Annotated in this window: 12 protein-coding genes; 7 read left to right on the top strand and 5 right to left on the bottom strand. The window is 61.3% G+C overall.

All coding sequences use genetic code 11. The annotated features are described in order from the left end of the window. The first annotated feature begins 101 nt into the window (after positions 1–101). Together DL86_RS05810 and DL86_RS05805 are read left to right on the top strand one after the other, a co-directional pair. Complete coding sequence (locus tag DL86_RS05810) at positions 102–1,115, top strand: NAD(P)H-dependent glycerol-3-phosphate dehydrogenase (RefSeq protein ID WP_036259521.1); 1,014 nt, start codon at positions 102–104, stop codon at positions 1,113–1,115. A 71-nt stretch (positions 1,116–1,186) separates the two neighbouring features. Continuing rightward, positions 1,187–1,600 (top strand): EVE domain-containing protein, encoded by a 414-nt coding sequence (locus DL86_RS05805; RefSeq protein WP_036259277.1) that lies wholly within the window; start codon positions 1,187–1,189, stop codon positions 1,598–1,600. Positions 1,601–1,804: 204 nt separating this feature from the next. Here the strand turns inward: DL86_RS05805 and DL86_RS05800 are convergent, their stop codons facing one another. The 3 genes from DL86_RS05800 to DL86_RS05790 all read right to left on the bottom strand — a co-directional run bounded on the left by DL86_RS05800 (position 1,805) and on the right by DL86_RS05790 (position 5,722). Then, entirely contained in the window at positions 1,805–2,446 is a 642-nt protein-coding gene (locus DL86_RS05800; protein ID WP_156964497.1) for a hypothetical protein, read from the bottom strand. Between the two features lie 506 nt (positions 2,447–2,952). Further along, on the bottom strand, positions 2,953–4,359 hold the full coding sequence (gene ahcY / locus DL86_RS05795; RefSeq protein ID WP_036259273.1) for an adenosylhomocysteinase: 1,407 nt from the start codon (positions 4,357–4,359) through the stop codon (positions 2,953–2,955). Positions 4,360–4,444: 85 nt separating this feature from the next. Beyond that, positions 4,445–5,722 carry a glycosyltransferase gene (locus DL86_RS05790; protein WP_202899167.1) on the bottom strand — a complete coding sequence of 426 codons (1,278 nt, stop codon included), beginning with the start codon at positions 5,720–5,722 and terminating at the stop codon, positions 4,445–4,447. A 325-nt stretch (positions 5,723–6,047) separates the two neighbouring features. Between DL86_RS05790 and DL86_RS05780 the strand changes: the two genes are divergently transcribed. Together DL86_RS05780 and DL86_RS05775 are read left to right on the top strand one after the other, a co-directional pair. Further along, positions 6,048–6,962, top strand: coding sequence for a hypothetical protein (locus tag DL86_RS05780; RefSeq protein WP_036259519.1), 915 nt, complete (start codon positions 6,048–6,050; stop codon positions 6,960–6,962). Between the two features lie 60 nt (positions 6,963–7,022). Further along, entirely contained in the window at positions 7,023–8,159 is a 1,137-nt protein-coding gene (locus DL86_RS05775) for an LptF/LptG family permease (protein WP_036259270.1), read from the top strand. A gap of 34 nt (positions 8,160–8,193) precedes the next feature. Here the strand turns inward: DL86_RS05775 and DL86_RS05770 are convergent, their stop codons facing one another. Next, positions 8,194–8,976 (bottom strand): ABC transporter ATP-binding protein, encoded by a 783-nt coding sequence (locus DL86_RS05770; protein WP_084572734.1) that lies wholly within the window; start codon positions 8,974–8,976, stop codon positions 8,194–8,196. Then, positions 8,966–9,769: an ABC transporter permease gene (locus tag DL86_RS05765; RefSeq protein ID WP_036259269.1), complete on the bottom strand. Its 804-nt coding sequence runs from the start codon at positions 9,767–9,769 to the stop codon at positions 8,966–8,968. The genes DL86_RS05770 and DL86_RS05765 overlap by 11 nt, the downstream gene beginning before the upstream one ends. A gap of 229 nt (positions 9,770–9,998) precedes the next feature. Between DL86_RS05765 and glpD the strand changes: the two genes are divergently transcribed. From glpD to DL86_RS05750, 3 genes are all read left to right on the top strand, one after another. Beyond that, positions 9,999–11,525, top strand: coding sequence for a glycerol-3-phosphate dehydrogenase (gene glpD, locus DL86_RS05760; RefSeq protein WP_036259268.1), 1,527 nt, complete (start codon positions 9,999–10,001; stop codon positions 11,523–11,525). Beyond that, positions 11,522–13,024: a glycerol kinase GlpK gene (gene glpK, locus DL86_RS05755; RefSeq protein ID WP_036259267.1), complete on the top strand. Its 1,503-nt coding sequence runs from the start codon at positions 11,522–11,524 to the stop codon at positions 13,022–13,024. The genes glpD and glpK overlap by 4 nt, the downstream gene beginning before the upstream one ends. 755 nt (positions 13,025–13,779) lie before the next feature. Next, positions 13,780–15,105: an efflux RND transporter periplasmic adaptor subunit gene (locus tag DL86_RS05750; RefSeq protein ID WP_245276263.1), complete on the top strand. Its 1,326-nt coding sequence runs from the start codon at positions 13,780–13,782 to the stop codon at positions 15,103–15,105.

Below are 15,105 nucleotides of genomic sequence, written 5' to 3'. Positions count from 1 at the left end.
AAAAAAATACCGTTAAGGTAGAGCAAGCTTTCCCTCCTGTCGCAAGGCATAAGGCGCGCGCCCGCGAGGAAGGCGAAAAAGCGGGGAAGGAATTCATGGCCATGGAGCGCAATCGCCGGATCGCGGTTCTGGGGGCTGGCGCTTGGGGGACCGCTCTCGCCAATCTCGCCGCCCGTCCGGGAGCGGGCGTCGAGGTTGCGCTATGGGCGCGCGACGCCGCCCATGTCGCCGAGATGGCGGCGACCGGCGTCAACGCGCGCCGTCTGCCCGGCGTCCCTTTGCTCTCGAATGTGCATCCAACCGTCGATCTCGCGCAGGCGTCGGGCGCGGACGCGGTCCTCGCCGTTGTCCCGGCGCAGGCGCTGCGCGGCGCGCTGGAAGCCTTCGCGCCGCATCTGCCCGCCGGCGCGCCGATCATCGTCTGCGCCAAGGGCATCGAGCACGCGACCGGCCTGTTCATGAGCGACGTCGTCGCGCAGGTCCTGCCGGACAATCCGCCTGCGGTCCTGTCGGGGCCGAGCTTCGCCATGGATGTCGCGCAGGGCCTGCCGACCGCGGTCACCCTCGCCGCGCAAGATGGCGATCTCGCCGCCAGGCTCGCGGCCATGCTCGCGGCGCCCTGGTTTCGCCTCTACTCCTCCACCGACATAAGGGGCGTCGAGATCGGCGGCGCGGCCAAAAACGTTCTCGCCATCGCCAATGGGATCGCCGCCGGACGCGGCCTTGGCGCCAGCGCCGGCGCCGCCCTCGTCGCGCGCGGCTTCGCCGAACTCATCCGTTTCGGCCACGCATTCGGCGCGGAGCCCGGCACGCTCATGGGCCTTTCCGGACTGGGCGATCTGGTGCTCACCTGCACCTCGCCAATATCGCGCAATTACGCCTTTGGCGTCGCCCTTGGGCGCGGGCGCTCCATTGCCGAAACCGCGCAACGCGGCGGCCTTGTCGAAGGCGCGCATACCTGTGGCGTGCTTGTCGATCTCGCCAGCGCCAAAGGCGTGGAAATGCCGATCGCGGCCGCCGTCGACGCCGTGCTGGCGGAGCGGATCGGCATTGACGAGGCCATCGCGACCTTGCTCGCCCGCCCCTCGAAAGCCGAACTCACGATACTTGACTAAGCAACCCGCGGCGCTCTTTCCGGAGGCGGTGAAAATGGTCTAGCCTCCGCCGGGAATGGAGACGGACACCGATGGCGCATTGGCTGATCAAGAGCGAACCGAACAAATGGTCCTGGCGGGACCAGGTCGAGGCGGGCGAGAAAGGCACGTTCTGGAACGGCGTGCGCAATCATACCGCCAAGCAATATTTGATGGCGATGCAGCTTGGCGATCAGGTCTTTTTCTATCACTCGAATGAAGGCAAGGAGATCGTCGGCATCGTCGAGGTCATCAAGCTCTTTTATCCCGATCCGAGCGACCCCAGCGGCAAATTCGGCATGGTCGATGTCCGCGCGGTCAAGCCGTTGAAGCGGCCGGTGACGCTGGAGGCGATCAAGGCCGACCCTCGGCTGAAGGACATGATGCTGGTCAAGAACTCCAGGCTTTCGGTGCAGCCGGTCACGGACGAGGAATGGAAGATCGTTTGCGAGGAAGGCGGGGTGTAGGGGCGCGGAGAAGCCCTATGCGCAGCTGCGCTTCGCAGCAGAATTATGCACCAAAAAAGCCCTTAAAAATCAAGCAGCTGACTTTCGTGCAACATTCTTTTTCCCCGCACGGGATAGGCCGCTTCGGGTGGGTCGTGGCTGTTCGGCGGCGCTACGGGCGATCGACAGCTGAACCATTTCGATATTATGATGGCGTTGTACAAATTATCGTCTGAACACCCTGCGTACGTTCTCGAATCGTTTGCGCAAATCTATTTTGAAATCCCGCCACGCCATGCTGAATTCATCTTGCTGCATTCTAAACGCATAATCTTGTATCTCCCGTCTCATATTTTTCATTTCTCTGCGCAACTCCTCCATGGTCAGCGACTTTTTTATCGGATCAATAAAGCCTAAAATAGAAGATTTATCTAGTCGTATCAATATTTGTTTCTCGCTGTATGACATCAGCAAATTGTATAGTATTCCAGCGACTGGGCAAAAGACCAACGCGAACACCGAGAACAAGACTACCGTCCAATTATCCAGCGGCGCGGTTGGATCGACGGCGGACAGAACCAATCCGATAAGAGATAGTGATACCGCGACGCCAAATAGTCCGGCGATAATAAGACCTAACGGACGGGTGTTGCGCATTGCGGGGAATCCGTATCGCACGTAATGCCGCACGACGATCAACTCACGTTCGCCAAACTCAAGAGATGGATCGATCCTGCTCATTTCCTCCGCCAAGTGCCTAGCCAAGGAATCATGCGCTCGTCGATATGCAAAATATACGGTCGGCAGAGCCGCGTTCAATCCAAAAGCCAGTTGGAAGATGGACGCCGCGTTTCCGTACGTGCTCATTGTCCACTCCCTCTCAACGCGCACCGGCACCTGCCTTCAAATCAGGCGGCGCCTCTCGCGCCATTCTCAAGAACCCTTGCTCTTGAGAGGCGTTCGCCACGCGCATGAGTTTTGAATTTCGCACATACAATGCATCTATCAAGCCTGAGCGGAATACTTCCTTCCCTTGTGCGTTGAGACCACCGCGCCACTCGCCTATTGGCCTAGAGCCGGATGACTTTGGACGGAATCGCGACGCGATCTCGTCCAAAGTCTTAAATCCGCCTCTCATCAAAAAGTTAGAGCATGATGTCGTCCGAAAACCGGTTTCCACTTTTCGGCATCATGCTCTAGTCACCCAAATGGGCTGAGTCGGCCCGTTGCGATCTTGCTCGGCGCTAATTTTCTGGAAAATCATAGCGTAGGTTTCAGTTGGGCTATGCCCTTGGCGTCAAATAGGAAGGGCCGCCCGAAGGCGGCCCTTGTTCGCACTCATTCCCCGCTGCTCATCAGCCAGCGCAGAAAAATCAATACCGATAGTGATCCGGCTTGAATGGCCCGCTCGCGGGCAGGCCGAGATAAACTGCCTGCGCCGGGGAAAGCTGGGTCAGCTTCACCCCGATCTTGGCGAGATGAAGAAGCGCGACCTTTTCGTCGAGGTGCTTGGGCAGGGTATAGACCTTGCGCTCGTAGTGGCCTTGCTTGGTCCAAAGCTCGATTTGCGCGAGGGTCTGATTGGTGAACGAGGCCGACATCACGAAGGACGGATGTCCCGTCGCGTTGCCGAGATTGACGAGCCGCCCCTCGGACAAAAGAATGATCCGCTTGCCATCGGGAAATTCGATCTCGTCGACCTGCGGCTTCACATTGTGCCACTTGAAATTGCGCAGGCCGGCGACCTGAATTTCCGAATCGAAATGGCCGATGTTGCAGACAATGGCGCGATCCTTCATCGCGCGCATATGCTCTGTGGTGATGACGTCGACATTACCGGTGCAGGTCACGAAAATGTCGGCGCGGGGCGCCGCGTCTTCCATGGTCGTGACTTCATAGCCTTCCATCGCCGCCTGCAAGGCGCAGATCGGATCGATTTCCGAGACCAGGACGCGGGCGCCCGCATTGCGCAGCGAGGCCGCTGAGCCCTTGCCGACATCGCCAAAGCCCGCGACCATCGCGACCTTGCCGGCCATCATCACATCGGTGCCGCGGCGAATGCCGTCGACGAGCGACTCGCGGCAGCCGTAAAGATTGTCGAACTTCGACTTGGTGACCGAATCATTGACGTTGATCGCCGGCCAAAGCAGCTTGCCGTCGCGCTCCATCAGATAGAGGCGGTGGACGCCGGTGGTGGTCTCCTCGCTGACGCCTTTGATCGCCTGGCCATATTTCGTGTAGACGCCGGGATGCGAGACGAGCCGCTTCTTGATCGCGGCGAAGAAAACCTCTTCCTCCTCATTGCCGGGCGTCTCGAGAAACGCGGTGTCGCCCGCCTCGGCGCGCATGCCGAGATGGACCAGCATGGTCGCGTCGCCGCCATCGTCTAGGATGAGATTGGGCGCGCCGCCATCGCCCCATTCGAAGATCTTGTGGGTGTATTCCCAATAGTCGTAGAGGCTCTCGCCCTTGCGCGCAAAGACCGGGATGCCGGCGGCGGCGATCGCCGCGGCGGCGTGATCCTGGGTCGAATAGATATTGCAAGAGGCCCAGCGGATATCGGCGCCGAGCGCCTTCAGCGTCTCGATCAGCACGGCGGTCTGGATCGTCATATGCAGCGATCCGGCGATCCGCGCGCCCTTGAGCGGCTGGCTTGGCCCAAATTCGGCCCGCGTCGCCATCAAGCCAGGCATTTCGGTTTCGGCGATCGCGAGTTCCTTGCGGCCCCAGGCGGCGAGCCCGATGTCGGTGATGGCGTAATCATTGAACGAATGGGTCATGACGGTCGAGGCTCCGAAAATGGGACGCCGGGTTCATATCAGGCCAGCGGGAATGGCGCAATAAAGATATGCACAAGTCTTTATATCAACGAGCCGACGTGAAAAGCGGTTCGACAAGCGCGCGCAGCGCCCCGCGATAGGCCTCGAAGGAAAACAGCCTTTCATAAGCGGCGCTTGTGTCGGCGCGCGGCCGATCGCCCCCCGCCCCGCGCCCAGATGCTGCGGCGTTGGCGCGTCGCAGCGCCGCCGCGAAGCTCTCGGCGTCCGGCGCGACTATGACATTTGCGAGCCCAGCTGGATCGAGGCCAAGGCCGCGGAACGCATGCATTGTTGCAATGAGAGGAGCGCCGCTCGACATCGCCTCGATGGTCTTGATCGAAACGCCATGTCCCTGCGTGGTCGGCAAAAGAATCGCCGCGGCCTTGCGGTAAACGGCGCCAAGATCCGCCACCCGGCCGTAAAACAGCGCGGAATGCTTTCTAAAGAGGGCCGGCGCGTGGGCGCGAACCGCCTGATCGATATTGCCGAAGATCTTGACCGGAACCCCAGGCGCCAGAGGCAAAACCTCGCTCAGGAACCAGATGACGCCAAGGACATTGGCGCGATTGGCGCTGGCGACCATGATGAGATCCTGCCCCCCCTGCCCGCCCGGCGCCGGGGAGACGGCGGGATAAAGCAGGGCGTGGCGCTGCAAAGGCAGCAGCTTGCGGAAGGCCGCCGCTTCTTCGTCGTTCAAATGGACGAGAACATCGGCCTCGCGCATGGCGGCAAGTTCGATCTCCAGCATCTCCTCAAAACCCGCCGCCGGGGCCAAGGTCCAGCCGGCCTCATTGCGCAAGGCATATTGACGCGCCTGCAAATCATGGGTGTCGAGCAGGACCGGACAGGCGTGAGGCGCGCGAAGGCGCGTCGCTGCAGGCATGCAAAAAAAGTGATTGCAATGGATGAGATCGATGCGGCGCGTCGCGGCGAGCGCTTGCGGGATCGCGGCGAGCTTTGTGGTCTCGACCAGAATCTTCGCGAAATTTCCATGCAGCCAGAGCTTCGCCGCCCGGAGAAAATCCGGCTTCAAGACCGAGAGCAAAGGCATGCCGGCGTAATAGCGCGCGTCGGCTGCAAGATCGGCCGTCGCGCCGACATAGGCCTTGTGGACGCGAGAGCCCTCGGTCGCGCCCGGAGCGTCGGCCACCGCCAGGCTCAAGACCTTGGCCCCAAGGCCGCGATAGGCCTGCGCCTGAGAGACGAAGACCTGATGGCTGCCGCAGGAATGCCATGCGGGATGCACAAGCAAGACGGTCTTGCCGCTTAGCGGCCCTTCCGGGTTCGCTGGCGGCGGCGCGCCTTCTCCTTGGTCTTGATCCATGTTTTCCATCAATGTACATCAAGGCGAACGCAAGGCTTCCGCAATCTTGCGAGGACCGCCGTCCCCGCCAGCCTAAGATCGGGCAAGATTTCAACCAACCCTATTGCGGCGATGCCAGAAATCGCGGCGAACCAGGAACCGGCCATCGCATTGCCGACGCAAGATTCAACCGGCTTCTTCGACCCGCCAAGCCCCGGCTTGGCTCCAGCCGCGTCTGAAGAGCCCTGCCCGGCGCCGATCCCCGTTGACGCCAGAGCCGATCCCCGTTGACGCCAGATTCGTCGCCAAATTCGATCCTCCCGCCCAGCCAATGCCCCAAACTTCCATGCCCGATCAACTCTCGCCGGATCATCTCTTGCCAAATCCCCTGCCAAGCTCCTCGCCCAACTCTTCGCCAAATCCCGCTCCGGCGGCCAGGACTTATGGCATCGCCATCGTCGCGAATGACCGAATATCCGATTGGCTGCTGCCTTTCTTGGAAAGCTACCGCGCCACGAATGCGGCGACGCCGCTCTATCTCATCCCCTACGACGACAATCTCGATCTGACGCGGCGCGCGGCGGACGTCTATGGCGTTCACCTCGCCACCGAAGACTCGCGCGAACTGGACGCCCTGGCGAGCCGGCTCTATCCCTTGTTTCCCGGGCATCGCCGCCGCCTGCGCAAATTCCTCTCCCTCGCCCTGCCACTCGACGAAGTCCTTTATGTCGATGTCGATACGATTCTGTTTCGCGACATGAGGGAAGTCTTCGGCAAGCTTGAGCCCGGCAAGGTCGATTTCATCATGGCGTCGACCAGCGACGAATATGTCTACAACAAAAAGCGCGACAAATATGATTTCCTGCGCGACGTCAGGCTGTTCAACGATGGTTTCTTCCTCACCTCCAATAAGATCCTGTCGCTGCAGCATTTCTACGACGTGATCGAGGAGGATGAGAAAATCTTCCACGCCGTGCGCAAGCATGGCATGCTGTTCGCTCAGCCGCTCACCAATTTCGTGACGCATCGGCGCGGCTTGCAGATCGCCTCCCTTACCGAATGCGTGGCCGGAGCCTCCGACGAAAGTTTCTACAAGGCGACAAATGTCCGCTTCGACGCGGATGGCGGACCACTCGATTGGGCCGGCAATCGGATTTTCTTCGCCCATTGGGCCGGCGCGGTTTCGCTGCCCAGCCGCCGCGTTTTCGACAAAGCCTGGCATGATTATGCGCGCCAGGCTTCGGCGCGCATGAAAATATGATCTCGAGCCCATGACCCGCGCGGCGGCGGCCTTGGCCCGCCGCCTCATGCAAGGATTGCAATGCCTCGGCTCCTCTACCTTTATCTTGCCAAGCGGATCGCTTTATCCGCCCTGCTGATCGAGACGGGCCTTTGCCTTCCGGTCGTCATGACGACGCTGTTCCAGCATCTTCCAGCCGCCGCGATCCGGGGCGGCCTTCTCACGCCAGCGCTTCTGGGCACGATGCCGACGGTTCTCTATATCGCTTTGCCGATGGCCGTCGGCATTGCGGTCGCGCTCGAATTCGCGCGCATGTCGGCCGATGGCATGATCGCAGTGCTCTATTCCGTGCGGCTTTCGGTATGGTCTATTTGCGTTCCATACATTTGCGTCGCGGCGATCGCGGTCGGCGCCGGCTATTGGATCTCGTCGGTTTTCGCGCCGGCCAATGTCGGCAAGATGCATGACGTGATCCACGTCATCCGAAATTCGCTCAATCACCGCATGTTGCAGCCGGGCCAGTTCTATACGTTCGACGACGGCTCCCGCACTTTGTATTTCCAGCGCTGGCGCTCCGCCGATGTCGTGTCAGGCATGTTCATCCATCAATTCTCCACCGAAAAGAACGAGGAGCAAATCATCACCGCCGCCGAAACGGAATTCCGCCGCAACGAGCAAGGCGTCGTGATGATCATGAGCAAAGGCTCGATTCAATCCCGCTCTGAAGGCGGGGCGACCATGCGCACGGCGAATTTCGACGAATATGTGATTCCGATCGACATGCAGGGCGCCGGCGGCCTGCCCAAGCGCGGCTGGCGCGGCCTTTTTGAATTATCCTCCGGCGCATTTCTTCACGCTTTGCCGAACCCCGCTTGGGATCCCCGCGGCTACGCCGAATGGATGAGCGAGGCGACCAAGCGTTTCGCCATTCCCCTGCTCGCCCTGACCCATGCGCTGTTGGCGATCGGGCTGGTCTTGAGCGTGGCTACTCCGACCGGCCGCGGCGCCGCGGCGGCGAGCGCAATGGTGGGCGCGATTCCGGCTGTCCATGTCGCGATCCTCGTTTGCGCCGAAACGCTGGTGCGTCAGGATCCGCGCCTCGTCTGGTTGATCGGCCTCGCAATCCTCGCCGAATTCGTCGCCGCGATTGTCTTGATCCAACGTCAGAACGCGGATTTTCCGGCGCGACGGCCATTGAGCTTGCAGCCGGCGCGCTGAAAGCTATGCCAAAACGCGTGAAGCTCTTGGCGGCTCAGCTTGACGCAGCCGCTCTCTTCAGCAGCAGCGCCTTGGCTGCCGCGCGACCCTCGACCGATTTGCGATAATCGGCGATGACATGTTCGGCGGTCCCAAGTTTGCGCACCGCTCCGTCCTCGATCCAGATGACGCGATCGCAGACCGTCGCCAGAAGCTCGAGATCATGCGAGACGACGAGAATCGTTCCTTGCGTCGCGAACTCCTTGATGAAGGCGTCGCATTTTGCGGCGAAGGCGGCGTCGCCCACCGAAAGCGCTTCATCGATGATTAGAATGTCGGCGTCGGCATGGGCGCAGACGGCGAAGGCGAGCCGCGCCGCCATCCCGGTCGAATACATTTTCAAGGGTTGATAAAAGAAATCGCCGATCTCGGCGAAGGCCGCGATCGCGTCGAGCCGCGCCTCGACCGCCGCGCGGCGCATGCCGAGAATCGCCCCCCCGATCAAGGCGTTTTCCCGGCCCGTCAGCTCAAGGTCGAATCCGGCGCCGAGCGCGAGAATTGGTGCCACCCTGCCGACGACGTTCACATTCCCCTGAGTCGGGCGGGTAATGCCGCAGATGATCTGCAAAAGCGTCGTCTTGCCAGCGCCGTTGCGGCCGATAATGCCGACCTTTTCGCCGCGATGAACCTTGAAGCTGACATCGCGCAGCACCCAATGCTGACGGTAGAATTGCTTCCAATGGCCGAAGATCGCCTGTTTCAGCTGGTCGTTTCGCCGCATGTAAAGCTGGAACGCCTTACCCACACCATCGCAGCTGATGACGAGATCAGATGACATCGACGAACACGGCCTTGTATTGCATGAAGAATCGATAGGAGAAGAAAAAGACGAGGAGCGAACCGCCGACCGTCCCGAGATAAAGCAGCGCATCTGGGAATCGGTTGAACAAGACGACATCGCGAATCATCTCGACATAATTTCCGATCGGATTGAAGTGGACGTAGAAGCGCAGGTGCGGCGGCACATCCTCGATCGAATAAAAAATCGGCGTCGCGAACATGAACACCGGCACGATCGAGATCATCAGATAGGCGACATCGCGGGTGAACGACCCGAGCGCCATCAGAAACCAGGATATGCCGAGGAGAAACAAGAAGAAGGGAACGACGACGAAAGGCAGCAACAGGCACGTCGGCGGCAGCCAGAACGTCAGCGCCAACTCAAAGACGAAAAGCACCGCCAAGCTGATCAAAGCATAAACGGAGGCGCGGATCGCCGCCGTCCAGGCCAGCGTCTCGCTCGGAAAAATCGACTTCTTGATGACCGCCGCATGTTCGTGCAGCAGACCGGGAGAGCGGTAAGCGAGTTCGCTAAACAGGTTGAAGACGATGAGGCCAGTGAAGATCGACAAGGCGTAGCTGCCGACCCCGCCCTGCTTCGCCGAGGCGGGGACCCCGACCGCATTGGAGAAGATCACGGTATAGGCGGACAGCATCACGAGTGGGCCGAAGATGGCCCAGAGCCAGCCAAGGATCGAGCCGCGAAACCGCACCGCCAATTCCCGCCGCACCACCGCTCGTATCAACTCGCGATAATGCCAGGCGTTCTCAAAAGGGGTCAGAGGGGTCATTCGTGGCGTCGGTCCAAAATGCGAAAGCTTGGCGAAGTCGGCGGATGTAGACCAGTTTGAGCCGGTTCCGTCAACGGAGGCCCGCGCCGGCTCCGTCCAAGGCGCGGCGCGGAACCCTGTGGTCGATGCGACGTTGACCGCGCTTGAGCGTGGACGAAGCGGCTCCCGGCGTTTTATCGTCAGCCGGAAAACAATCCCCTAACGATTCAACGTGAGCGGAGCCAGAGACGTGGCGCAACCAGCGGACGTCGATATTCTCGTCATCGGCGGCGGCGTCAATGGAGCCGGCATCGCCCGCGACGCAGCGGGCCGGGGCTTTTCCGTGGCCCTGTGCGAGCAAGGCGATCTTGCCGGCGCGACATCCTCGGCGTCAAGCAAACTGATCCACGGTGGGCTCCGCTACCTCGAATATTACGATTTCCGCCTCGTGCATGAGGCTCTGGCGGAGCGAGAGGCGCTGCTTGCCGCCGCCCCCCATATCATCTGGCCGACGCGCTTCATCCTCCCTTATGAGAAGGGCGTGCGCCCGGCCTGGATGATTCGGTTGGGATTGCTGCTTTATGATTGGCTCGGCCCGCGCAAGCGATTGCCGGGATCAAAGCGGATCAAACTGAGCGGAAGCCTTGAGGGCGCGCCGCTCAACAAGAACCTAACCACCGGGTTTTCCTATTTCGATTGCTCCGTCGACGATTCCCGGCTGGTCGCGCTGAACGCGCTTGACGCCCGCGAGCGGGGCGCCGAGATTCGCACGCGGACGCGCTGCCTTTCCGCCCGGCGCGAGCTTGGGCTTTGGCGGGTGGCGCTCCAGGATGCGCGGGAGGGGACCGAAACGACCCTGACGGCGCGCGCGCTGGTCAATGCGGCCGGTCCCTGGGCGCAAGACGTGCTGAACCGCGTCTGTCGGCTCAAGACCGGCAAGGAGCTGCGCCTCGTCAAGGGCAGCCATATCATCGCGCCGCGGCTCTATGCGGGAGACCACGCCTATATCTTGCAGAACGCAGACCGGCGGGTGGTCTTCGTCATGCCGCATGGCGAGGAATTCTCGCTCATCGGAACGACCGAGCAGCCATTCGCGGGCGACCCGTCCAGCGTCGCGATCAGCCCGGACGAGATCGCCTATCTTTGCGACGCCGTCTCGCATTTTTTTCAAAGCCCGCTAAGGCCAAAGGATGTCATCGGCAGCTTTTCGGGCGTCCGCCCGCTCTACGACGACAAGGCCGCAAACGCGTCGGCCGTCACCCGCGATTATGTTCTAGATCTCGATGCGCCGGAGGGCGCCGCGCCCCTTTTATCGGTCCTCGGCGGCAAGATCACGACCTATCGGCGCATGGCGGAGCGGGCGGTCGGAATGCTGGCGGCGCATCTCGAACCGGCGCGGCCAAAGCCATGGACCCGAACCGCGCCGCTGCCTGGCGGCGATATGGAGGGCGCCGATTTCGATTTGTTTCTGCGGCAATTCCACACCAAACACGCCTGGTTGCCCCTCGCGCAGGCAAGACGCCTCGCGCGCGCCTACGGAACCCGGGCCGAGCGGATCCTTGGCAAGGCCCGCGCCCCGGAGGATTTGGGACTCGATTTCGGCGCCGGTCTGTATCAGGCCGAGATCGACTACCTCATGGACCAGGAATGGGCGCTGACTGGAGAGGACGTTCTGTGGCGGAGATCGAAGCTCGGGCTGCGCCTATCGCCAAGCGAAAGCGCCCGCGTTTGCGCCTATGTCAGCGCGCGAAGCCATGATCGGGGAGCGCAGACATGACAAGCCGCAGCCTTCTCCTGGCGATTGACCAGGGCACAACCTCGACGCGAAGCCTCCTCTTCGACGGCTCGGGGCGGCTCAAGGCCACCGCCCAGCGCGAGTTCCCGCAGCATTATCCGCGCTCGGGCTGGGTCGAGCACGATCTTGAGGATATCTGGCGCGACGTCCTCGAAACGGCGCGCGAAGTCATCGAAAAGGCCGATGCGCCGATCGCGGCGCTTGGAATCGCCAACCAGCGCGAAACTGTTGCAGTGTGGGACCGCGCCACCGGCGCGCCAATTCATCGCGCCATCGTCTGGCAGGACCGGCGCACCGCCGATCAATGCGCGCTTTTGCGGCGGGACGGGGTGGAGGCTATGGCGCGAGCGCAGACCGGCCTCCTTCTCGATCCCTATTTCTCGGCGACCAAGCTCGCTTGGATTCTCGATCATGTGGCGGACGCGCGGACCGAGGCCGAGCGGGGAAAGCTGGCCTTCGGCACGATCGACAGTTTTCTTCTTTGGCGCCTGACCGGCGGGCAGGTCCATGCGACCGATGCGGCCAATGCGTCGCGCACATTGCTGTTCGACATTCATCGCCAATGCTGGAGCGACGAGCTTCTCAGGCTGTTCCGGATTCCCGCAGCTCTGCTTCCAACGGTTCGCGACAATAGTTGCGTCTTCGGCGCCACGGCCCCAAACTGGTTCGGCGTGAAGATACCCATCGCCGGCATGGCGGGCGATCAGCAGGCGGCGCTGATTGGGCAGGCCTGCTTTGAACCGGGCATGGCCAAGGCGACCTATGGCACCGGCTGCTTCGCCTTGCTCAACATCGGGGCCCGCCCCAAGCCGACGGACCCCGGCGCGCTGACGACGGTGGCCTACCGGATCGACGGCGTCCCCACCTATGCGGCCGAGGGCGCGATTTTTTCCGCCGGCGCCGCGGTCAAATGGCTGCGCGACGGCCTTGGCCTCATCAAGGATCCAGCTCAAACGCAGGAGATGGCCTCCGGCCTTGCGAGCAACCATGGGGTCTATATGGTTCCGGCCTTCGTCGGCCTTGGCGCGCCTTACTGGGACCCGAACGCGCGCGGCCTGATTTGCGGCCTGACGCTGGACGCCAGCGCCGCCCATATCGCCCGCGCGGCTTTGGAAAGCGTCGCCTACCAGACTCTCGATCTGATGGCGGCTCTGACCGGTGACGCTTCCGTCCGCGGACCACAAGCGCTGCGGGTGGATGGCGGAATGGCGGCGAATGACTGGTTCTGCCAATTCCTCGCGGATATTCTCGATGCGCCGGTCGAACGCCCAATCATGCTCGAGAGCACGGCGCTGGGGGCGGCCTATCTGGCCGGCCTGTCGAGCGGCGTCTATGCCGACTTCGCCGCCATCGCCAAGGCATGGGCGAAGGGCCGCCGCTTCGATCCTTCCATGGACGCGCCGCAAAGAGCGCGCTTGATCGACGGTTGGCGCGACGCGATCCGCCGCGCCCTCGCGAGCGACGCGCGCTCCGTGCGGTGAAACGCCGCAAGCGTATCGCGGGCGGAATTGACGAGAGAGAGAGAGAGAGAGAGAGAGAGAGAGAGAGCCGCTTATTTGCTCAAGGCATAGCTTAGTCGCGCGGATTATATCTTCCGACGTGCATTTTGACGCATATCATTATTTAAAAAATGTCCTAATATTTTCTTTAAAGCTTAATCACAGCATCGCCTCAACAATATTTGATAGGATTGGCGTTTTACGCAGTTTCTATGGGTCTCCATTGACCGCACGCCCTAACCCAACCAAACATAGTAACCGCCTAATGCCCTTGAGGAGAACCCATCGCGAGCTCTAGCTATCTGTATCTTTTACGGTTCCTAGAATAAGAAAATGGCCGGTGCGGCGCTTTTTGGCTTCGCCGAGGACAGACCGGCCCGGCTCCAGATGGTTTGCGGGCGATTGAGCGCCGGGCTTGCCGCCCGCGCGGATAATGGGCGAATTAGCTGACCAACTATCCAAGACAATGTCGGTATGTTATTTTTTTACAGTGTAAAAGATTCAATGCGGTCTGACGCGCCGGTTTGAACCTGAGCGTCATATGCGAAGGCCGGGGAGACTGTCGATGCCCCGGTTTAAGCCTTCAAGACACATGGCGAAGCGCTCACGTCGAAGTGAACGTCATTCACTGAAAATGCGCCTATGTCCTTGGCGTAGGCCGGATTGAAGACATAATTTCGTCAGCAATAGCTCCCTTAAAGGCCAGGATTCAGGGCCGAGAGTCATAATGGTCCTCTATGGCGGATGGCCGCGGCCATAATTTTCGGCCTAGTCGGACGCGCTTTGGCCTTACCGGCCCCATTGCAACCATGGCCAAGACGATCTGGCAGGAGCCCAAACCCCGCGATGCATTCTTCTTTTCTCCATCCCGAGTCGTTGTGGTCGATCACGTGAAACGCATCATCATTTTTGTCCTTGTGTTCATACTCTTGGCCGCGCTGGGCGGCGGCGTCGGCTATTTCCAATTCGTCGTCAAACCGGAGATGATCAAGACCATCATCGCGCAAGCGGCGCCGCCGCCCGCGACCGTTGCGGTCAGCGCGGCGCAGAGCGAGAGCTGGACGCCGCGATTGCCGGCCATCGGCAGCTTCCGCGCCGTGCAAGGCATCGAAGTCGCGCCGCAGATCGGCGGCGTGATCGTGTCGGTCCGCGTCCAATCGGGCCAAGACGTCGAGAAAGGCGCGGTTCTTTTTGAGATCGATAATTCAGTCGAACAGGCCGATCTCAAGAGCAATCTCGCGACTCTGAAGAATGCCGATCTCGCCCTCGAGCGGCAGCGGCAGTTGGTCGTCGGCGGCAATACGGCCAAGGCCAATTTCGACGCGGCGGAAGCCGCCCGCGATTCCGCCGCCGCCGCCGTCGAGCGGGTTCGCGCGATAATCGCCCAAAAAACGATCGCCGCGCCTTTTTCGGGCCGGCTTGGCATTCGCAAAAATGATCTTGGCCAGTATGTGTCGCCAGGAATGAGCCTCATTACCTTGCAGCAACTCGATCCGATTTTCGTTGATTTTCCCGTGCCTGAAAAATCGTTGGACATCTTGAAGCCCGGTCAGGTCATCGAGGTCGAGGTCGACGCCTATCCCGGCAAGATCTTTCGCGGCTCGATCGCGACGATCGACGCCCGCGTCGCGCAGGAAAGCCGCAATGTTTTGGTGCGGGGCCAGCTCGACAACAAAAAGAAGCAGTTGCTTCCGGGCATGTTCGCCAATGTGAACGTCATCGCCGGCGCGCCGGTCAATGTCGTGACCTTGCCGCAGACGGCAATCAATTATTCCCTTTATGGCGATAGCGTTTTCGTAGTCGCTCCCGTCGGCCCGAGGGCCGGCGAGGCGCAAGCGGCGCCGGCAGGCGGCGAATCCTTCGCAGCTGATCAGCCGTTGAAAATTGAGCGCCGCTTCGTGCGCGTCGGCGACGCGCGAGAGAGTCGCGTCGCGATCCTCGACGGCCTGCGCCCTGGAGAACGAGTCGTGACGGAAGGCCAGCTGAAGCTGCAGCCCGACGCCCGCGTGCGAATCGACCCCGATGCGCGCCTCGACCCGCCAGCAGTCCTGCCGAAGGAATAG

It is taken from the genome of Methylocapsa aurea, assembly GCF_000746085.1.
GTDB lineage: Bacteria > Pseudomonadota > Alphaproteobacteria > Rhizobiales > Beijerinckiaceae > Methylocapsa > Methylocapsa aurea.
The sequence above is the reverse complement of the archived record's forward strand: the minus strand, read 5'-3'. Positions and strand labels throughout refer to the sequence as shown.